At 51.6% G+C, this 20,266-nt stretch carries 16 protein-coding genes and 1 pseudogene; 12 read left to right on the plus strand and 5 right to left on the minus strand.

Annotation, left to right across the window (positions count from 1 at the left end):
* Positions 1-202: 202 nt before the first annotated feature.
* The 10 genes and pseudogenes from ABV298_RS04565 to alaS all read left to right on the plus strand — a co-directional run.
* Positions 203-472, plus strand: a pseudogene (locus tag ABV298_RS04565) (carboxypeptidase-like regulatory domain-containing protein); the annotation flags it as partial.
* Between the two features lie 19 nt (positions 473-491).
* The gene (locus tag ABV298_RS04570; protein WP_353721005.1) at positions 492-3,209 is read left to right on the plus strand and encodes a TonB-dependent receptor; all 2,718 of its coding nucleotides are present in this window, start codon (positions 492-494) and stop codon (positions 3,207-3,209) included.
* Positions 3,210-3,233: 24 nt separating this feature from the next.
* Positions 3,234-4,718 carry a RagB/SusD family nutrient uptake outer membrane protein gene (locus ABV298_RS04575; RefSeq protein WP_353721006.1) on the plus strand — a complete coding sequence of 495 codons (1,485 nt, stop codon included), beginning with the start codon at positions 3,234-3,236 and terminating at the stop codon, positions 4,716-4,718.
* Between the two features lie 2 nt (positions 4,719-4,720).
* The gene (locus ABV298_RS04580; protein ID WP_353721007.1) at positions 4,721-6,682 is read left to right on the plus strand and encodes a hypothetical protein; all 1,962 of its coding nucleotides are present in this window, start codon (positions 4,721-4,723) and stop codon (positions 6,680-6,682) included.
* A 76-nt stretch (positions 6,683-6,758) separates the two neighbouring features.
* The gene (locus ABV298_RS04585; RefSeq protein WP_353721008.1) at positions 6,759-6,938 is read left to right on the plus strand and encodes a hypothetical protein; all 180 of its coding nucleotides are present in this window, start codon (positions 6,759-6,761) and stop codon (positions 6,936-6,938) included.
* A 105-nt stretch (positions 6,939-7,043) separates the two neighbouring features.
* On the plus strand, positions 7,044-7,436 hold the full coding sequence (locus tag ABV298_RS04590) for a hypothetical protein (protein WP_353721009.1): 393 nt from the start codon (positions 7,044-7,046) through the stop codon (positions 7,434-7,436).
* Between the two features lie 75 nt (positions 7,437-7,511).
* Positions 7,512-9,239, plus strand: a complete 1,728-nt coding sequence (locus ABV298_RS04595; protein ID WP_353721010.1) for a TonB-dependent receptor — start codon at positions 7,512-7,514, stop codon at positions 9,237-9,239.
* On the plus strand, positions 9,217-9,882 hold the full coding sequence (locus ABV298_RS04600; protein ID WP_353721011.1) for a hypothetical protein: 666 nt from the start codon (positions 9,217-9,219) through the stop codon (positions 9,880-9,882). The genes ABV298_RS04595 and ABV298_RS04600 overlap by 23 nt, the downstream gene beginning before the upstream one ends.
* Positions 9,883-9,893: 11 nt before the next feature.
* Positions 9,894-10,829, plus strand: a complete 936-nt coding sequence (locus ABV298_RS04605) for a DUF4249 domain-containing protein (protein WP_353721012.1) — start codon at positions 9,894-9,896, stop codon at positions 10,827-10,829.
* A gap of 64 nt (positions 10,830-10,893) precedes the next feature.
* Positions 10,894-13,548, plus strand: a complete 2,655-nt coding sequence (gene alaS / locus ABV298_RS04610) for an alanine--tRNA ligase (RefSeq protein ID WP_353721013.1) — start codon at positions 10,894-10,896, stop codon at positions 13,546-13,548.
* A 90-nt stretch (positions 13,549-13,638) separates the two neighbouring features.
* Here the strand turns inward: alaS and ABV298_RS04615 are convergent, their stop codons facing one another.
* The 3 genes from ABV298_RS04615 to ABV298_RS04625 form a co-directional block, all read right to left on the minus strand.
* A complete protein-coding gene (locus ABV298_RS04615; RefSeq protein ID WP_353721014.1) occupies positions 13,639-14,124 on the minus strand; it encodes a CHRD domain-containing protein in 486 nt (161 codons plus the stop codon).
* A 156-nt stretch (positions 14,125-14,280) separates the two neighbouring features.
* The gene (locus ABV298_RS04620; protein ID WP_353721015.1) at positions 14,281-15,150 is read right to left on the minus strand and encodes a lysophospholipid acyltransferase family protein; all 870 of its coding nucleotides are present in this window, start codon (positions 15,148-15,150) and stop codon (positions 14,281-14,283) included.
* Positions 15,150-16,253 carry a hypothetical protein gene (locus ABV298_RS04625; protein ID WP_353721016.1) on the minus strand — a complete coding sequence of 368 codons (1,104 nt, stop codon included), beginning with the start codon at positions 16,251-16,253 and terminating at the stop codon, positions 15,150-15,152. Before ABV298_RS04625 ends, ABV298_RS04620 begins: the two co-directional genes overlap by 1 nt.
* Positions 16,254-16,556: 303 nt before the next feature.
* Here ABV298_RS04625 and ABV298_RS04630 point away from each other — a divergent pair, with 303 nt between their 5' ends.
* Together ABV298_RS04630 and ABV298_RS04635 are read left to right on the plus strand one after the other, a co-directional pair.
* Positions 16,557-17,528 (plus strand): T9SS type A sorting domain-containing protein, encoded by a 972-nt coding sequence (locus ABV298_RS04630; protein ID WP_353721017.1) that lies wholly within the window; start codon positions 16,557-16,559, stop codon positions 17,526-17,528.
* 14 nt (positions 17,529-17,542) lie between these two features.
* A complete protein-coding gene (locus ABV298_RS04635; RefSeq protein WP_353721018.1) occupies positions 17,543-18,367 on the plus strand; it encodes an exosporium glycoprotein BclB-related protein in 825 nt (274 codons plus the stop codon).
* A 13-nt stretch (positions 18,368-18,380) separates the two neighbouring features.
* Here the strand turns inward: ABV298_RS04635 and ABV298_RS04640 are convergent, their stop codons facing one another.
* Both ABV298_RS04640 and ABV298_RS04645 read right to left on the minus strand, forming a co-directional pair.
* Positions 18,381-18,968, minus strand: coding sequence for a hypothetical protein (locus tag ABV298_RS04640; protein WP_353721019.1), 588 nt, complete (start codon positions 18,966-18,968; stop codon positions 18,381-18,383).
* Between the two features lie 203 nt (positions 18,969-19,171).
* Positions 19,172-20,260 (minus strand): STN and carboxypeptidase regulatory-like domain-containing protein, encoded by a 1,089-nt coding sequence (locus ABV298_RS04645; RefSeq protein ID WP_353721020.1) that lies wholly within the window; start codon positions 20,258-20,260, stop codon positions 19,172-19,174.
* Positions 20,261-20,266: the final 6 nt, after the last annotated feature.

A 20,266-nucleotide genomic window follows, 5' to 3' on the forward strand; every position in this document is an offset into this window, starting at 1 on the left:
GTACGACAGCGAACTGATCAACAACAAATTTGTCTCGGTACGCGATTATGAATCGGGTTCCGTGGAGGAATCGCTGAAAAAATTGCTTAAAGAGCACGGCCTGTATTTCAGGAAAGCAGCCAGTGGCTTCTATTATATTTCCGCGAAAAAAGAGAGCAGCTATTCCGGTCCGGCCGGCCAGGAGGCGCCTGCAACAGGCGATATGTCTCAGATCGATACGGTTTCCCAAAAACCGCTAACCGGAAAGGTTACCGACGCAACCACGGGCGAGCCCCTGCCGGGTGTAAATGTGCTCCTCAAAGGCTCCGCGAATGGCACTGTGACGGACGCCGCGGGGATATTCAAATTGTCACAGGCGGCCGGCGAGGCGATACTCGTTTTCTCCTGCGTGGGTTATGCGCCCAGGGAGATGTACGTCAGCAACAAGGCATCCCAGCCCGTGTCGCTGCAACCCGACGTCAAAGTCCTGAATGAGGCGGTAGTCGTCGGCTATGGGACGCAGGAACGTAAGGACATTACCGGCGCAATTGCGGTCGTTAAAGCTTCCGATATCGAGAAAATGCCTGTTGCCGGTCTTGATCAGGCGTTGCAGGGGCAGGCTTCCGGCTTATTCGTGTCGTCCAACTCGGGGGGCGCCGGGCTCCGACGTTACGGTAAGAATCCGCGGGACCGGTACAATAGGGAACAACAATCCGCTGTATGTGATCGACGGTACGCCCACCGGCCCGGAAGCTCTGAACCTGTTCAATCCCAGGGATATCGAATCTATTGTAGTATTGAAGGACGCAGCTGCCGCGACTATTTACGGTTCCCGCGCGGCGAATGGCGTCATACTGGTTACCACCAAAAAGGGCAGGAATGGCGAAGCCAGGGTTTCTTTCGATGCCTATTACGGACTGCAAACCGCCTGGCGGCTGCCCCGGTTGCTGCATGTGGAGGAATATGCGACCATTGTCAATGAAGCGTATACCAATGCGGGCAAAGCGCCTGCATTCGGGCGTCCCGATACATTGGGCGCGAACCACACCTGGCTGGAAGAGCTCTTCCGCGCGGCCCCTACCCAAAACTACAACCTGTCGGTCGCGGGTGGTAACGAAAAGGCTCAATATGCGCTGTCAGGGGCATTTCTCGACCAGCAGGGAATTTTACCCAACAGCGGTTTCAAAAGGATTTCTTTCCGCCTAAACACTTCCTGCAAGGTCAAGGCCAAATGGCAGATCGGGCAAAACCTTACGATCAGCCACTCGACGGGCAATCAGGTCAGGACGAACGAGTTGGGAGGCATCCTGGCGAATGCGGTTTATAAAAGGCCTTTCGATGCGGTGTACGACGACGAGGGGAAATATGCCGAGTCGGCTATGGACCCGAATCCCATCGCCCAGGCCTACCGTACGGAGAACCGGCGCAGCAAGCTCCGGTTATTCGGCAATGTATTCGCGGAATACGAGCTGACGAGTGCTTTCAAATTCAGGAGCAATTTCGGGTTGGACCTCAATTATTCGAGGAACAAAAATTACATTCCCGCATTTGGTGCAACACCCAACTCGCTCGTCGAATATGCGGATATGTCGTATGCCCCGTTATGGCAAAATTCACTGTCGTTCAGCAAAAAAATCGGCAACCGGCATGAACTTTCAGCGGTACTGAGCGTAGACGCGCAATCGGGACGATATGAGTTTTTGACCGTGAAGGGCGATAATTTCGTAACCGACGATCCGCGGAACCGGTATATCTCCGCCGCACAAAACATCGACCTGGGGCGTGTGGACGGAAATGCTACGGAATGGGCGTTGCTTTCCCTGGTAAGCCGCCTGAACTACACGTTCCTTGACCGGTACCTGTTCGGTGTGAGTTTCCGGCGCGACGGCACTTCACGTTTCGCAAAGGGACACCGATGGGGCAATTTCCCATCGTTCTCGGCCGCCTGGCGTATTTCCGACGAACCTTTTCTGCGCGACCAGACAACCCTGTCCGACTTAAAGATCCGCGCCAGCTGGGGCCGCCTCGGCAATCAGGAGGTCGGCGACAATTATGCCACATATAACACGGTTAGTACGGGGCTGCAATATGCGTTCGGGCCTGGTTCCCAGACCTATTACGACGGCCTTGGCATTCCTACCAATGGAAGGGCTGGCGCCAAACTGACCTCCGACAAGCTGGTGTGGGAAGCCAGCACCCAGACGGACGTAGGGATCGATCTCGCTTTTTTCAACAACAAACTGCAATTCACGGCCGATTATTTTTTGCGTAAAACCAGTGATATGCTTCTTGATCAGCCGGTTTCTTCATTATCAGGCGCCTCCACGATCAGTATCAATGCCGGGTCCATCCGCAACCGGGGATTCGAGCTGAGTGCCGGCCTGAACAACAGCTCAGGCGATTTCCGGTATGGGGCAGGTTTCAATATTACCCGCATCGAAAATAAAGTCCTGGCCTTGAACCCGGGTATCAGCTACATTCTCGGGCCTGTAAGCGGTACGCAGGGGGCCCTGCTGACGCGAACGTCGGTGGGTGACGAGGTTGGGACGTTTTACGGCTATGTGACCGATGGCGTGTTTCAGAACATGGAGGAGGTCAACAATCACGCAAAGCAGGAGATCGGGACAGCCCCGGGCGATATCCGGTTCAAAGATCTCAACAACGATCACGTTATCAATGCGAAGGACCAGACAAAAATCGGAAGTCCCATACCCGACTGGCTGTTTGGTGTAAATGGAAATATCAGCTACAAGGGTTTCGAAATATCGCTGCTGTTTCAGGGTGTGCAGGGAAATGCGATTTATAACCAGCTCGCCATGCGGGCGCAAAGCGGAACGAATCTGTTCAATAAGTTCGCCGGCATCCGGGACAGATGGACGGGCGAAGGCACAAGTTACTCGGAACCACGCGTCCACATCACGGACCCCAACAACAATGCCCGGGTTTCGGACAGGTGGGTCGAGGACGGCTCATACATTCGTTTGAAAAACGTGCAGATAGGTTACGTTATCCCGGCTGATGCGGTCCGGAAAACAGGCCTCTCGCGCATTCGCCTGTATGCCACGGCGCAGAATCTGCTGACGTGGACCAGATATTCAGGCTTTGACCCGGAAATGGGACCTTCCACCGAGTTTGTGGACGGCCGGGGCGCCGACCTGGAAGTCGGGGCCGATAAGGGAAGGTATCCGCAGGCCCGGACCTTTATATTCGGGCTATCGCTTACATTTTGATTCAATACACATATTCAGACAGTTATGAAAAATCTACTCAAAATATGCATTGCTATCTGCCTGGTGCTTTTGAATGCGGGCTGTCGGGATTTTCTGGAAAAGCAACCGCTTGGAGAAACTCTGCTCGGAAGTATTACCACCGAAGAGCAGGCGGTCCTCTTCGTTAATGCGGCCTATGAGCCGTTGCTCTGGGGCCGCGGAGATCCGATGCAAGGTCATTATTTCAACGATATGTGGATCCTGGGCGATATCACGTCGGATGATACCGAAACGCCGGTCGATCCGAACAATATCCAGGAACGTGCCTTGCAGGACTTCAACGTTTTCCCGGACAACCCGAACCTGCGCGACTGGTTCGGAAGCGCTTATGTAGGCATTGCCCGGTGCAATGTCGTGATCCGGGGCATCGGGGATTCTCCCGAAAATATCTTCAAAACGCCGGGAATGAGGCAGCGGTGCCTGGGCGAGGCTTATTTCCTTCGTGCGTTATACTTTTTTGACCTGGCTAAGGTTTTCGGAGGCGTTCCGCTGATAGAAACGCCTGTTACGACGATCCAAGATACCAAAGTACGCCGGTCCACCGCGACAGAAACCTGGGCCTTCATCGAAAACGACTTGCAGCAGGCGCGGACATACCTCCCGTCGGTGAGCGTGTACAGGAATACGGCCAATCTGGGCAGGGCGAGCAAAGGTGCGGCCACAGCCTTGCTTGCGAAAGTGCTGCTCTACCAGCAAAAGTGGGCAGCTGCCGCCGACGCCGCCGAAGAAGTGATAGCATCCGGTGACTACGCGTTGACTACCGACTATCTCGCCCAATTCAATAATCAGAACGACCAGAATACCGTCGAATCCATTTTTGAAGTGCAGGCCTACAAAACCAATGGCTGGGGCGGCGGTACGGAGATCAGCCTCGATTTCGGCAGATGGGGGTTCAATAATCCGACGAAGGAACTGGTAAATGCCTACGAAAAAGGCGATCCGCGACTCCGTTACACCATTTTCAGCCCCGGTGACGACCGGTTTGGGCAACCTTACGACCCTGGAAAAGGACCTAATACGGTTACGGGCTACCTTGCGCGCAAGTACGTGTTCGACCCGGCCACTATGGGCGTGGCGGCGAACGGCTGGACTAACGGCGAAGGGATCAATTACATCGTGCTGCGTTATGCCGAAGTGCTTTTGATCCATGCCGAAGCGCTGATCGAGCAAAATGTGCGGTTAACAGATGCGATGGCCGACATTAATGCCGTCCGTGCGCGGAAGGGGGTGAAAATGCCGCCTGTACCACCAGGCGATCAGGCCGCTTTACGGCAACGGCTGCGCCATGAGCGGCGGGTAGAGCTGGCGCTGGAAGGACAGCGCTATTTCGATTTGATCCGCTGGGGAAAGGACTACGCCACATCCGTCCTGCACGGACAAGGCAAGGCCAATTTCCAGTACGACAAGCACAAGTTATTCCCCATCCCGCAAATCGAGATGGACCTTAATCCATTACTTATCCAGAACTGACCATGCAATACGCCAGGCTCACGATGCTTTTGTTTGTCGCATGTCTTGCGCAAGGCAGATTAACTGCGCAGGTACCGGAAACCCGGCTAACCCTGCTAGCCGGGTTTGAGGGAATAAAAGGTAGCGTAACGGATGCCGAAACCAATGAACCGGTAGCTGCGAGAATCATTGTGAAAGATACTTCGGGAAAGGTGCAGGCTACTTACTACGAGCATTGCGACGGGATTTTCACGGAAGAGGACGGCACATTTTCGTTGCGGCTCCGCCCGGGTGTTTACCACCTGAAAATTGTTCGTGGTATCGATTATGTAACCCAGGACCATACATTTAAAGTATGTAAAAATGAGGGAACGAATGCCCGAATCCGGTTGCAACCGTGGGTTAACCTCAAAAAAAGAGGATGGATCAACGGAGATGGTCATGCACATCTATACTCCGAAATACCCGCAAACGACACCATGCTGCGGCAGGTCCGGAAGATATGCCTGGCCCAGGGCGTGGACTTTATCAGCGCTTGCCAAGGATGGGCCGGGTATAACGACAGCACCTGGAAACACGCCTATTCCGTGGTAAGCGATCGCCGGTTTCGCCTGTTATACGGAGCGGAAATGCCCAAGTACCGCACCAGCCATGTATGGTGGCTGGGGTTAAAAAGTACGCTCGACAACTTCGGCAACCTGATCGACTCTACCTACGAAGTACAATATTATCAGTCGGAACAAAACGCGGACTGGGAATACGCGTGGCTGAAATTCAGGTCCATCCCCGACCTTGAAGTAATATCACGCTACGCAAAAACCCAGGGCGCAATGGCCGTTGTGGCCCATCCTACTTCCTATTGGTGGCAGCAAAGGGGTAACATCAGCAAATACACTACCAACGTCGCGAGTAACCTTTCATTTGGATTGTTGTCCGGCAATCCCTGGGGCGGCATGGCCGTCATGGGTTATATGTCCGACAATTATTATTACCAGAACATCTGGTTCAACGTGCTGAACCAGGGATATCTGATGCCGGCCTTTTCTGAGCTGGATGGCGGTTATCCGCGAGACAATAAATTCTGGTACGGGTCTATGCGGACCTATTTCGGTATCGATACCGCACTTACCAGCGACCCGATAGAGCAAATTACCGGAGCCGCTAGGAAAGGCCGGACATTCGTTACCTCCGGCCCCATCGTTTTCGCCGACATCGATCGGAAATATGGATTGGGGGATGTTATCCGGGCTTCCGCGGAATCCCATGAACTGAACATCGAGGCATACGCGTCAGGCGATGCGAGCGACTTCCTTACCTACATCGTTCTGTTTCGCAATGGAAAGATCACCCACCTCTGGGATCTGAGGACGAACCGGCCCAGGCGGTTCACGACCAGCTACAAACTATCCGAAAAGGACGACGCGTGGTACATGGTAAAAGTATATGGCAGGGACACGTGGGAAAACCCCGGGGACCTGGATGTACTTGCATTTTGCAGGAATTCGGAATATAGCGCAACCAGGAAAGACTTTCCAGGCGGAAAACGTTCCGTCGCATTCACCTCGCCGATATACTTCCGCAGGAAAAACGAACCACAACCCGCCCCGCTGATTGCGCGGGCAAACCTTTCTGTGGTTTCACCCGCTACCGGCAAAGGTGTCAGGAAATGCACCGTGGACATATTTGTTGCAGGCGAAAAGATCGGGACAGCCAGGCTATCAGGCGGCAAAGGCAGACTACGTTTTCCCGTTAATGCCCAGCTCAAAATCACGGACGAAGGACACGAACCGATCATCAGAAGCCTGTACGCTGACTATGAACCTTATCTGGCCATCCAGGAGCGCATTGCCAACGGTCAATGGATGGCTGAAAACAATTGGAAGAATACGCTCAACAAAAGCCATGTACCTTGGGAGGTTTTTCAGTTTGAAAAGACCAAAAAAAACCTTGTCCCGCGTGCATTGGGAAATCACATTGCAGCCTAACGAGCGGGACGGCCTGTGGCCGGGCTTTGAGGCGCTTTTTAGCAAATAGCATACACAAAAGCAATTCAGGCATCCCATGATCACTTCCAACCACACCTCCAGACGTAAGGTTAAGGCCTACATCTGGAAACCCAAAAATGACATAAAAGTCTCTGAAATAGCCAGGTGTATCCGGTTTATAACGAACCCCATTTGCCTGGACGCCTCGCTGATCGACCCCGACTGCCTGAGGCATTTCGAGGTGACGATGATTTGAAAAAAATTAGCGGATTTCGGATCGCGAGCATATGACATCTCCTCCCGAAATGTCTAAGAGACAAAAGCATTTATTTTTTATTCATCACTAAAAACTAAGTTCAAGATGAAAACAAGACGCTTTTTAACGCTATGCTTCGGCATGGCGGCGGCAATGGTTGCCTGTAAAGAAGAAAAAGTAGATTCTCCCGAAATTACGGTATTAGCTCCGAGGTCTCATCAGGTTGTTGCAGACAAGGATAGTGTTCAAATCGAAGCGATTTTCAGACCGAAAGGCGCGTCGGTTAGCAGCTATTCCATGACCGTAAAGACGAAGAATAACAAATGGTTATTTAATACCCAAAGGAGCTGCCAATGCGACACCAAAGATAGCGTTAAAGTAAAAACGTCCTTTTATTACGACATCAATAAGACATCAGACGTATTTCTCGAAATTAAAGCAATGCTCGACGACGGTCGGGAAATTGCGGAAAAAATTCCGTTTGTACTAACTGACTAGAATTGTCACGTTGCCAACGCCGTGCCATACACGGCGTTGTTAATTTATTCATCAACAACCCAAAATCTTGCGGCCATGAAGCAATTCCTTGCAATTGTGTCAATGCTCGTTGCCACTCATGTATATGCACAACGTATAACCATCAGCGGCTTTGTAAAGGAAGCAAAGAGCCAGGAGCAGTTACCCGGTGTCAATGTCTACATTCCGGGCACTTCATTCGGTACAGTCACCAATACTTACGGATTTTATTCGCTGACTTTCCCGCAGACCGATTCCGCCGCCGTTTTATTTTCGTCCGTCGGTTATCGGAGACAGGAACGTAGGATCGGTCTCAAAGGGAATGGAACGCTGAACGTCTGGCTTGTACATGGCAACCAGCTTGATGAAGTGGTCGTTACGGCGCACCACGAAAATCCGGCAAGCAGCGTCCAAATGAGCCAGATCGACGTTCCTGTTCAGCAAATCAAGAAAATTCCATCGTTTTTCGGAGAAAAGGACATATTGAAGGTCTTCCAACTGATGCCAGGCGTCCAGAAAGGAACGGAAGGCCAGACCGGCCTGTATGTTCGCGGAGGCGGGCCGGACCAAAACCTGATCATTCTGGACGATGCTGTCGTGTACAATGCCAACCACCTGTTCGGTTTCTTTTCTGTCTTCAACAGCGATGCCATCAAAAGCGTGGAGCTTACCAAGGGCGGCTTTCCGGCGAGGTTCGGAGGACGACTTTCATCAGTAGTTGAAATGAACATGAAAGAAGGGAGCAAAGATCGCCTGCATGGTGAAGGAGGCATCGGCTTACTGTCCTCACGACTGACGCTGGAAGGGCCTGTTCGCAAAGAGAAGTCGTCATTCCTGCTTTCCGCCAGGAGGACGTATGCCGACGTACTGGCCGCCCCCATTATTGCCCATGCACAAAAAGGCCAAAAAGACCGTACGAAGCCCGGTTATTACTTTTACGACCTGAATGCCAAAGTGAATTTCGACATCGGGCCGAAAGATAAGCTGTACCTGAGCGGCTACTTTGGCAGGGATAAATTCTACATGCATGAAAAAAGCACATTCTACCGATCGAACAACGGGTTGGATTGGGGTAATGCAACCGGCACTTTCAGGTGGAACCATCTTTTTTCCCAAAAACTGTTCACCAACTCGTCATTAATTTTCAGCAACTTCGACTTCGGCGTCCTCAACGCGTTTACCGACCTGAACAGCGAAGGCGCCGAAATCGGGTACAACAGCTATCGTTACAATTCCAGGATCAGGGATGTCAGCGTAAAAACAGACTTTGATTATTATCCTACTTCCCGACACACCATCAAGTTTGGATTACAAGGCACATTCCACAGATCCAGACCGTCTGTGCTGGCGATTACCGGAACGGACATCAATGAGCCCGCAAGCCAGCCTGTTCAAACTTTCGACTCCTTCGAAACCGGAATCTATGCGGAAGACACCTGGCATTTATTCAATGCATTAAAAATCAATGGGGGGATCCGGTTAAGTACGTTCAACACGCAGGGCAAAACGTACATCCGCCCGGAACCGCGGGTCTCCACCGCTGTCCAACTGGCGCAGAATCTCTCTATGAAACTATCCTACGCTGCCATGAACCAGTATGTGCACTTACTGTCCAACACGGGCATCGGCCTGCCTACCGATCTTTGGGTGCCAGCGACAAGGAAAATTGTGCCGCAACGTTCGGAACAATTCGCAGGAGGTTTTGCCCGATACCTGGAAAGACCTGCATTAACCGTTACGCTGGAAGGTTACTATAAAAAAGATGGACCATATCCTTTCCTATAAAGAGGGAGCTTCGTTTCTGAACCTCGAAGGCGAAAATGCCAACGAAATAGACTGGCAGGACAATGTAACGGCCGGTCGGGGCTGGTCTTACGGAAGCGAACTGTTGGTGCAAAAGAAATCGGGGCGGCTGTCGGGTTGGGTTGCCTATACCTTGTCTTGGACCCGATGGAATTTTTCGGAGCTCAATTTCGGGAAGACGTTCTATCCGAGGCACGACCGACGCCATGACATTTCTGTTGTTGGCATATATGAAGTCAACAAGCGTATCACCCTGTCAGCTAACTGGGTATATGGAACGGGGAATGCACTTACGCTGCCGGTTGCAGGGTACAAGGCAGTCATGGAGAGATTCATGGGCGCCGCGATCGGTAACGACGCTCATTTAGTTAATACGAAAATGACGGAATACTCCGGACGAAGCAATTTTCGCGCCGAGCCATTTCATCGAATGGACCTGGCCATTCAGTTTCATAAACAGAAAAGGCGGTATGAAAGGACATGGGAAATTGCCGTCTACAACGCTTACAGCAGAAAAAACCCCTTTTTCTACGACGTCGACACCGAGCAAGCGAACAAGAATGCATTGAAGAAATACTCGCTGTTTCCCATACTGCCGTCTTTCAGTTACAATTTTAAATTTTAAACCGCACACTTATGAAACCGATATCGTTTGTTCTCATTCTGGTTGCTCTGACCTCCTGCGAAACGTTGGTCAGCGACATTCCCGCGTCCAGATTACCGAAGGCGACATCCAAATTGGTTGTGCATTCCTTTATCTCGCCGCAAAACGACAGGATTAATGTTGCTGTTACGGAATCTGTACCATTATTCTCAGACACGGACACAAAAGAAGACGTAATAAAAACCGCGATGGTCAGGATTTCGGATGGATCAAATGAAATAATTCTTCCATTCGACCCCAACAGCCAGCTATACAGTATCGATCAGAGCAGGTTCCCGATCGTCGCTTCAAAAACTTACTCGCTTCATGTCTCGGACGGTAACAGGGACGTTAGGGCAACCTGCACTGTTCCACGAAATGCGCCCGTAATCAAATCGTACATAATCGATACGACAACTAACAGCCTGTTCACCCGCCGGGACACATCGCTTACGCTTAAAATGACCTGGCAGGATATCCCAAATGATACGAATTACTATCGGGTAAGGGCAGTGGCAGAAGTAGAATATGACGTACCGGATCCGGGCGTAAAGGGAAAAAGAATCCGAAACAGATTCGATTTCTCATGGGACGAAACATCCGGGCGCAGCGAATGGCAATCCGACCGGAATCTGGATGGCTCGCTGTTTTCGTCACCGACCGGCAAAGTCTTTATGCCGACCTTCTCCCCGATACAAACCCAGGATACTGCGCCCAAGCCATTTTATTCCAAATGCCGGCTTGTTTCCGTCACCATGATGGTCTATAATTCCGATGTGAATTACTTCAAATACCATCGCTCGTTACAGCAGCGGATAGACACCGAGAATCCCTTTACCGAACCGTCCGTCATCTACAACAACATCGAGGGCGGCCTGGGCTGCTTTGGCGCATACAACATCGGAAAGCTCGTATACAAGCCTGACTAAACGAGATTTTTCCTTACCTTTGCCGCCACTTTTACGATGATCCAGTAGTACCAAAACAGATACAATGACCTCGCATCAAATACGTCAGGCCTTTCTTGATTTTTTCCGCAGTAAAGAGCATTTAATAGTACCCTCGGCACCGTTGGTGGCCAAGAACGACCCTACCCTGATGTTCAACAACTCGGGGATGGCGCAGTTCAAGGACTTTTTCCTCGGCAACGGCACGCCGCCGTCGCGCAGGATTGCGGATACCCAGAAATGTCTGCGCGTATCGGGGAAGCACAACGACCTGGAAGATGTAGGTTTCGACACCTACCATCACACCATGTTCGAAATGCTCGGTAACTGGTCGTTTGGCGATTATTTCAAAAAAGAAGCGATTGCCTGGGCGTGGGAATTGCTGACGGAGGTTTACAAACTGCCGAAAGACAGATTATATGTTTCTGTTTTTGAAGGGAATGAAGCCGATGGCGTGCCTTTCGACCAGGAAGCCTGGGATCTTTGGAAAGGCATCGTAGGCGAAGACCGCATTATCCTTGGCAACAAAAAGGACAACTTCTGGGAAATGGGCGATACCGGCCCGTGCGGCCCTTGTTCCGAGATCCACATCGACCTCCGCCCGTCCGCCGAAGTGGCGGAAGTTTCGGGCAAATCGCTGGTGAACAGGGACCATCCGCAGGTGGTGGAGATCTGGAACCTGGTATTCATGCAGTTCGAGCGCAAGGCCGATGGCTCGCTGATTCCCCTGCCATCGACGCACGTCGATACCGGAATGGGTTTCGAGCGTCTTTGCATGGCTATCCAGCAAAAAACTTCTAACTACGATACCGACGTATTCCAGAACACCATTCAGGTACTGGAAACGCTTTCGGGCAAAAAATACGGACAGGACGGGGAGCCGTTCGCCGATATCGCAATGCGCGTTATTTCCGACCACATCCGTGCAGTGTCCTTCGCCATTACCGACGGCCAGCTACCGTCGAACGTGAAGGCCGGTTATGTGATCCGCCGCATTCTTCGCCGCGCGGTGCGCTACGGGTACTCCTACCTCGGCTTCCAGGAGCCATTCTTCCACAAGCTGGTGCCGGTATTGGCCGCACAGTTCAAAGACGTGTTCCCCGAACTGAAAGACCAGGAAGAATTTGTTACCCGTGTGATCCTGGAAGAAGAAAAAAGCTTCCTGCGCACGCTGGAATCGGGTTTGAAACGGCTCGACAGCATTACTTCGGGTTTAAAAGAAAAGGGTATCAACACGATTCCGGGCGACGAAGTTTTCGAATTGAGCGACACATTCGGTTTCCCCGTGGACCTTACGGCGTTGATCGCACGCGAGAAAAACTTCCAGATCGACGAAACAGGCTACCAGGACGCATTGGCAGAGCAGAAAAAACGCTCCCGCCAGGATGCCGCCAAGGAAGCCACCGACTGGATCGAGCTCCGCGAATACGACGGTGTGGAATTCCTCGGTTATGATTTTGAAGAAACGCATAGCCACATCGTCAAATACCGCAAGGTTAAAACGAAGGCCGGCGAAGAATACCATATCGTGCTCGACAGAACGCCTTTCTACGCTGAAATGGGTGGACAGGTTGGTGATACGGGTGTCTTGATCGTGGGGAGCAAGGAAGAGGGAGAAAAGAGGATTAATATTGTCGATACAAAAAAGGAGAACGACCTTTTTGTACATATTTCACGAGATAAAAACCTGGATGAGGCGCTATCGGAAGCAGGAATTATTACTGCTAAAATCGATGTCGACCGTCGTAACAAAATCAAGGCGAACCACTCGGCTACGCACCTGATGCTCTCGGCCATGCGCGAGGTGCTGGGTACGCACGTGAGCCAGAAAGGTTCGTTCCTGAATGACGAAGTGCTGCGCTTCGACTTTGCGCATTTCTCGAAAGTGACCGACGAGGAGCTGAAAAAGATCGAAGACCGGGTGAATGAGAAGATCCGCGAGAATATCGCGCTCGAAGAAAGAAGGAATGTGCCCATTCAGCAGGCGCTGGATGCCGGTGCTACGGCGACTTTCGGGGAGAAATACGGCGATTTCGTGCGCCTGATCATTTTTGATCCTAAGTTTTCTTTTGAGCTTTGCGGTGGTACGCACGTACCTTCTACGGGTGAGATCGGCGTATTCAGATTCATTTCCGAAGGTTCGGTGTCGGCAGGGGTAAGACGTGTGGAAGCCGTAACCGGTGAAAAAGCGTTGGAACTGATGCGCCAGCAGGAAGAAACCCTGAATAAAATCAAAGAATTACTGAAAGGCCCTACCGACCTGATCAAAGCGGTTGAAAACCTGATCGAGGAGCGCTCGGCTTTGCAGAAAAGGATCACCGCGCTCGAAAACGAGAAAATCCAGGCATTGAAGGCCAGTTTGGTTGAAAATATGGAAAAGCACAGCGCATTTAACCTGATCGTAGAAAAGGTAACTGTACCAGGTGCCGATTCCCTCAAACAGCTTTCCTACGAGCTTCGCGACCAGGTGGAAAACCTCATTGCCGTTTTCGGCGCCGAGATCGGCGGCAAACCGCAGCTTTCGGTGTTCATTGCCGAAAACCTCGTACAGGAAACCGGCCTCAATGCGGGCAAAATCGTGAAAGACCTCGCCAGGGAAATCCGTGGCGGCGGCGGCGGGCAGCCATTTTTCGCAACGGCCGGCGGCTCCGATGCCAGCGGACTCGATACGGCGCTGGAAAAAGCGAGGGGCCTGTTTTGATACGCATTGGTACTTGTCACCTCATAGCAAAAGAGCGGCCCCAAAAGAGCCGCTCTTGTTTTTGGCATTGCATTGTACCAAACCGGCGGGTTATTCCTCCGCTTTCAGCTGGCCTCTGATCTCGCCGTTCGGATATTTGGCCGTGTGAATGTTCACATAATACAGGCCTGCTTTTAGATCGGCTACCTGTGCTTCGGTAAGGGTGTCTTTAAATGCGAAAGGTGTTTTGAAATCGGTCCCAAAATCGATGACCACCGCGCCGGTCGAGTCGGCAGGGCCTTTATGAATGTGCCAGGCGGTTGGAGTGAAGACCGAATCAGCGGATGCGGAATCCGAGGCTGCGGAGTCGCTGTACGTGATATTCAGACTCAGAATCCTCGTCTCCTGGTCCAACGTACCGTCCACTGAACCGGTAGCTGTTGATGGATTAGCGGGTACTTCGTTCGCGCCGGAAAGCGTTGTGGACACTTTCAACTCGGGCAATACGGGAGTCGGGTCTGTCGGATCGTCGTCGTCATTACATGCTGCCACCATTCCGGCGATCACAAACACACCCATGAATGCTAATTTTCTCATAATGCTTTGTTTTAGTAAATAATCGATTTGACCGCCCCTTGGTAAAATTATGGTTCCTGATTCGCCAAATTTTACACAACACATTTATTTTCAATTATTTACAAAAACAACTAAAAAATTCGAAACTGGGGGAAAACCCCTACCCTTTGCTGAATATTACAACAACTTCAATGCATTGACCGGCTTTTGCCCCTGTCGCGAATGGAATTTCCAGCGGTTATGCGACCACAGCCAGAGCTCGGGCTGGCGTTCGATGGTACTTTCCAGCGCTTTGTAATAATGCTCCATAATCCCGGCCTCGCCAAGTTCTTTCGGTTGCCTGGTAATCAGCCGGAACCTGAAATGGTAGGTATTCCGCTCCTTTTTGGAAACGTCCAGGTACACCACCGCACAATCGCGCTGTACGGCGATGCGTGCCGCACCCGACTGGATGAATGTTTTGCGGTTCATAAAATTCAGGTAGTACTTGCCCGACTCCGGTGGTCGCTGGTCGGCGATCGTTACGAAAATAGCCGGGGCATCGTCATTCCAGCCCAGCGTCCGCCGGTACCATTCCGACTTGGGGATCATGACTACGCCGAAACGGCTTCTCAGTTTCAGCGCCCACGCATTCAGCCATCTGTTGGAAATGGGACTGTATGCCGCCAGCACCTTGCAGTGGGTCTGGAGTGGAAGCGACAGCAGGTATTCCCAGCAGCCGTAATGCGAGGCCATGAGCACGATGTTCTTTTTCTCGCGTAACAGCCTGTCGATCAGCTGCGTATTTTCGTAGTGCACCAACCGCCCCAAACCGCCATACGGCATTCTCCCGATTATGAACGGCTCCACGAGCAGGTCGGCCAGGTGCCGGAAATAGGCCCTTACCATCTTTCTGATCTCTTTTTCCGGGCGTGTGGGAAAGCAGCGGGCCATATTCACGAGCACCATGTTGCGGCGGTAAGGCCATAGCCTGCAGAACACCCAAAAAATAAGGTCTGCCAGGGAACGCCAGCCCCATAGAGCCAGCCTGAACCGGAGCGTCCGCATCAGAACAGGTATTGCACACCCGCATTGAACCCTACGAACAAACCCTGGAAATCTTTGGAACTGTTATTTTTCCAGATGTATTTTTTGATAAAATCGTAGTCGTTTTCCCGGTCATAGGAAGTGTAATTGAGCGTAGGGCCGGCGAATGCCTCGAAACGGTTGCCGAACTTCAATGCGGGCAACACGCGGAGCGAGTTTTTGAAATAACTTCCTCCATCGAAATCCGTAAGCGTCTGGCCGACGGCTTCCAGGTTAATGCGCAGGTTACCTGCCAGGGGAATATGCGCACCCAAACCGCCCTCGGCTGCGTACATGGCCTTGGCGTTATCCTTGAAGTTATAGCCTATCCCCGCGATCCCGTACAGCACACGCCCGCCCGAACGGAACGACACGATGCCGGTCATGATCTCGTCCATCGTAAACGCCACCGATTTTTCGCCGTTTTTGATAAAATTGAAGAGCGCGATGGGGTAATCGCTGCTATCGGCGATGTTGATAAAACCCGCCAGTTGTATGCCTTTCACTTTTTTAGCCACATTGGCGAAGCCCGCTACTTGTGTATTGACTTCATTGCCTTTGTTAAGAAATCCGGCCAACTGCAAACCTTTCGCATTCTTTTTGGCAATATTTGCGAAACCGGCTATCTGGGCGGCATCCGAAGCTCCTGCGACATTGGCAAAGCCGGCTATCTGCGCCCCTTGCGCCTGCCCACCCGTAACGTTCGTGAATCCGGCCAACTGGGCGCCCTTCGCCGCACCGCCGATCACATTCGCCACGCCAGCCATCTGTACCCCGCTCGCCGAACCTCCGATGACGTTGGCCGCACCTGCCATTTGTACACCGCCGACATTTTGTTTCACCACATTGGCTACACCGGCTATCGAAGCGCCTGTTTCGGCCTTCGAAAGACCAGCGATGACGTGTAGTGAAAACCGGTTGGTAATAGATGCGGCCTGCTTGCCATTGGAACTTATAGGATAAATGAAACCGATGTGTACCGCAGTTGAGCTATCGCGTTGCGCCACGGAACGAAACGGGGTGGAGAGAAACGATATGACTATAACAACAAACAGTGCGGATGGACTATGAAGGAAATTTTTCATGGATAATGCATTTAAAACGAATTATTAAAATGCAAACGCGCCCCGGCTTCCTTGCAGGCCTTCAATTCTACCGGTATCAGACCGTCTGCATTTTACCGACAACCGGAATGCACCTTACCCTAATTTTTTATGAAAAAAATAAAATCCGAATAGCCTTATATCGATAAATCAAGATATATCTACAATCGGCAGTATTATCTACATTTTCATATAGAAATAATTTCATTTAAACACACACTGAACATCAAATACTTATATACATTTATATGAATTGTCACATTTCCTACACGCAACCAAATCAATATGATGAAACGCTATCTGCTTTTTTGTCAATTGGCATTGCTTCCTGTCCTGACCGTGCAAGCGCAGTTCACAGCAGGAACCAGCGGCTTCTTTATCCGGCAGGACACCCAGGTGTTTATCGACAGCCTTACTCTGAAACCAAGCGTAGATTTTTTGCTTACTTCGCAAACACTGACGATCTCGCCAACGCCCATTCCAGGTAACCCGCCCAGTATTGCGAGGGTTTACAACCTTACTTCCCCCGTTAACTTCACCGGCGTTGCTGGCTTTTTTTACCGCGCTTCGGAGCTCAATGGCAATACGGAAAACACGTTACAGCTCAACTACGGTAACCCCAACTTCCTGTCGACCACCGGAAGCTCCGTCGATGTTGGCCAGCACTACGTTTCCAACACTTTGTCATCGACCGATTTCACATCGCTTACTGCAGCGCAGGAAAATGCATTACCGGTAACGCTGATCGAATTTCAGGTAAAACGTGAGGAGCATGCGACCATCCTCTACTGGCAAACTTCCGCGGAGACGAACAGCGATCATTTCGAGGTCCAGCATAGTGAAGATTTACGGAAATGGACCGCATTAGGCATCGTTAACGCGGCCCAAGAAAGCTCGGTGGAAAAGGGTTATTCGTTCCCGGATGTTGCCCAGCGAGCGGGAACACAATATTACCGGCTAAAAATGGTGGATAGCGACGGCAGCTATGCTTACAGCAGCATCCAGTCCGTCCGACTGGGTTCTTCCGGGATGATCAGTGCTTATCCCAACCCTGTGGTCGACAAACTGCTTATCGGCTCCAAAGAAGCACTCGCGAGCGTGAAAGTGACCGATCTTACCGGCCGCACATTTCTGGAACTATCGAAGCCCAGACCCGGACAGGAGTTCAGTTTGAAAAATTACCCGGCAGGCGCTTATCTGGTGAAGGTCGAGACCATCGCCGGCAAGACCGAGGTTATTAAAATCATCAAAGAGTAAACGATCGCATTTTTATGAAAAATCTATACATCCTCAACGCTCCTCTGCTTTCTTTGAAATCGAGAGGGACCTTTCTCGCTATTCTGCTTACATTATTCGCATTCGCCGCAAACGCCCAGGTTGGCGTCGGAACTATCAGTCCTGATCCGAGCGCTCAGCTGGACGTACAATCCACTACCAAAGGGGCTTTGATCCCGCGCATGACCGATACACAACGTACTGCAATCCCGAGCCCTGCTACTGGTCTACTAGTTTATCAGACCAACGGGAACGCCGGTTTCTGGTATTATACCGGTACCGAATGGGTCCCGCTGAAAAGCACACCAACGTCCAGCAGCTCCACCATTATCCCTTATGCATCGGGAACGCCGGCCATTATGACGACCCTCGCGGGCGGACTAGCTGGTACCGGTTCGGTTGTTGGATTCGGAATCAATACGCCAGGCGTATCGCTGTTGGGAGGCCTGGTTGACGCGACAAACCTCACCAACATGGCCTTCTCCATGCCACGGGATGGCGTCATCACGTCTATCTCCGGCTTTTTCAGTAATACAGCCGCATTGGCTCTGCTAGGTACGCTTAACATACAGGCGCAACTGTTCCGGGCTCCTGAAGGATCCAATCTCTTTTCGCCAATTCCGGGTGCGCTCGTAACGCTTTCACCTGGTCTCACGGGTGTTCTGACTATCGGGACTACTGCATCGGGGCTAACCAATGGATTGAATATCCCTGTGACCGCCGGTACGAGGCTACTGCTGGTGTATTCCGTTAGCGACACAGGGTTCGGCCTTGTCAATACTGTAAACGGGTATGTCAGCGCAGGGGTAGCCATTAACTAGTTCTGCTTTTCCCTTAACGGATTCCCAAACGAAAGCCCGGTTTCGGGCTTTCGTTTGACAGCATGTCGCTCATAGCTTTCCATACCGCCAGCTGATACCTGCCTGGAAACCGATCCAGGATGTAACTTTTTTTGCTTCCGAGATCGATCTTCGGGTAGCCCGACGGCGGAAACTGCTTGTATCCCTTTTTGGCTTCCTGCCCATCATCGTCATACACCGAGTAAGAAGGCCCGGCAAAAAGCAGAAAATGTGTTCCCAATTTATAAGTTGCGGCGGCTTGCAGACGGTACAGCGACGCCATAGTGTTCCAATCGCCCCGGTAAATGTTCTGGCTCAGTATTTCGACAAAGAAACCCGCTTTTTTGAAAGGATAGAACTCCCGCCCGATACCAGCACCGAATGTGCGGATTTTTTTGTCGCTGCTACCGCCCGTTCCGGCCATGAGCAAGCTATAAAACTTGTGCGTCCCCATTTTCCAGGCGATGTTGAACGGCGCGATATCGGTAGCGTATACCGATATATTCGACGTGCTTTTCCTGACAAAATTGAATAGTCCTATACTCGCTCCGGAAGAGCTGTCGGCTATGTTGACAATGCCCACTTGTACCCCCCCTTAATTTTTTGGCATAATTGAAAGGTGCCAGTTGCAAACCCTTGATATTCCTCGCCATATTGAGTCCGGCCGAAATTTGCGTAACACGGGCCGAGTCTCGTGCATTGTTAGCTGCGCCGGCGATTTGTACCCCTTCGAAAACCCCGCGTATCTGGTTGTATCCGCCGGAGATCTGGGCGCCGTGGCCTCCGTTACGGATCAGGCCGATGGCACCGGTGATCTGCGCTCCTGCGATGCCCCCCTCCGGCCCTGCTCAAAAACCCGCTTATCTGCGCCCCGCCGACGTGTTTCCGCACCATTCCGCTAAAACCGGAAATTTGCACGCCGTGCAACGAGTCGAGTACATTGTTGCCGAAACCCGCTATCTGCACCCCATTGACATGCCCTGACACCACATTGAATGCCCCTGCAAGCTGCACATAGCGAACATTTTCCTTTGAAATATTAAAACCACCCGCAATTTCGACCCCATTCACTCCGGCCGTGTAACCACCGGCGAGGTTTAGCGAAAATTTGTTAACCACCTGCCCGCTCATGCGCCCGTGCGTACCCAGTCCGGGCGTAAGCGAAGCCTGGTAGGGCAACGAGACGAAAAAACGGCCGATATTCCGGCTTTGCGCACGAAGGCGCTGCGAAAGAAAAAGGCGGCCCAGCCATGTAGATTCGCCCTCAGAGTAGCGGACAATCAACGGATCCAGGTCGACGGCTTTGGGCTGGATGCGCATTGTCCGGGTTGCCTCGTCGGCGCTGTTAATGACGACCGTCGTATCGCCATAACCCACTTTGCTGACCGTCAGGTAAACGGGGAACGCCCTGTCCCGGATGCGCAGTCGGAAACCGCCGTCGTCCTCCGAAAGCGTGGAAACGAGCAATTGCCGCGAATAAATACTCGCGTAGTCGACGGGCTGCCCGGTTTCGCCATCGAGAATACGGCCATTAATGTGAAACGACTTCTCCTTCGCCGCCGGAAGGATGATCAGGTAGTCGCCTTTTTCCTTGTATTGGAATTTATCATGAAAAAGCTGGTCGAGTACTTGCCGCACGGGTTGCCGGGCAACATTCAACGTAACCAGACTATCGCCGGCGATCAGATTGCTGTTGTAAGAAAAATAGAATTTTCCCTGTTCGCTGATGGATTTCAAAACAGCAGAAACCGGCTGCCCCTTTACGGAGATATCAACCGGTTTATTCAAAATCTGCTGTGCGAAGCCCCCGAGAGGGATCATTACCATAATAACAGCCAGCCTCAATACACGACGGAATATAGAATTTTGATTCATCCCGAA

It is taken from the genome of Dyadobacter sp. 676 (assembly GCF_040448675.1).
GTDB lineage: Bacteria > Bacteroidota > Bacteroidia > Cytophagales > Spirosomataceae > Dyadobacter.

What these genes read in the sequence shown, in the direction of transcription:
- ABV298_RS04615 (WP_353721014.1), bottom strand. Translation starts at nt 14,124, where the DNA reads ATGAGAAAATTAGCATTCATGGGTGTGTTTGTGATCGCCGGAATGGTG.
- ABV298_RS04600 (WP_353721011.1), top strand. Translation starts at nt 9,217, where the DNA reads ATGGACCATATCCTTTCCTATAAAGAGGGAGCTTCGTTTCTGAACCTC.
- ABV298_RS04590 (WP_353721009.1), top strand. Translation starts at nt 7,044, where the DNA reads ATGAAAACAAGACGCTTTTTAACGCTATGCTTCGGCATGGCGGCGGCA.
- alaS (WP_353721013.1), top strand. Translation starts at nt 10,894, where the DNA reads ATGACCTCGCATCAAATACGTCAGGCCTTTCTTGATTTTTTCCGCAGT.
- ABV298_RS04595 (WP_353721010.1), top strand. Translation starts at nt 7,512, where the DNA reads ATGAAGCAATTCCTTGCAATTGTGTCAATGCTCGTTGCCACTCATGTA.
- ABV298_RS04635 (WP_353721018.1), top strand. Translation starts at nt 17,543, where the DNA reads ATGAAAAATCTATACATCCTCAACGCTCCTCTGCTTTCTTTGAAATCG.
- ABV298_RS04625 (WP_353721016.1), bottom strand. Translation starts at nt 16,253, where the DNA reads ATGAAAAATTTCCTTCATAGTCCATCCGCACTGTTTGTTGTTATAGTC.
- ABV298_RS04630 (WP_353721017.1), top strand. Translation starts at nt 16,557, where the DNA reads ATGATGAAACGCTATCTGCTTTTTTGTCAATTGGCATTGCTTCCTGTC.
- ABV298_RS04645 (WP_353721020.1), bottom strand. Translation starts at nt 20,260, where the DNA reads ATGAATCAAAATTCTATATTCCGTCGTGTATTGAGGCTGGCTGTTATT.
- ABV298_RS04585 (WP_353721008.1), top strand. Translation starts at nt 6,759, where the DNA reads ATGATCACTTCCAACCACACCTCCAGACGTAAGGTTAAGGCCTACATC.
- ABV298_RS04570 (WP_353721005.1), top strand. Translation starts at nt 492, where the DNA reads ATGGGACGCAGGAACGTAAGGACATTACCGGCGCAATTGCGGTCGTTA.
- ABV298_RS04620 (WP_353721015.1), bottom strand. Translation starts at nt 15,150, where the DNA reads ATGCGGACGCTCCGGTTCAGGCTGGCTCTATGGGGCTGGCGTTCCCTG.
- ABV298_RS04580 (WP_353721007.1), top strand. Translation starts at nt 4,721, where the DNA reads ATGCAATACGCCAGGCTCACGATGCTTTTGTTTGTCGCATGTCTTGCG.
- ABV298_RS04575 (WP_353721006.1), top strand. Translation starts at nt 3,234, where the DNA reads ATGAAAAATCTACTCAAAATATGCATTGCTATCTGCCTGGTGCTTTTG.
- ABV298_RS04605 (WP_353721012.1), top strand. Translation starts at nt 9,894, where the DNA reads ATGAAACCGATATCGTTTGTTCTCATTCTGGTTGCTCTGACCTCCTGC.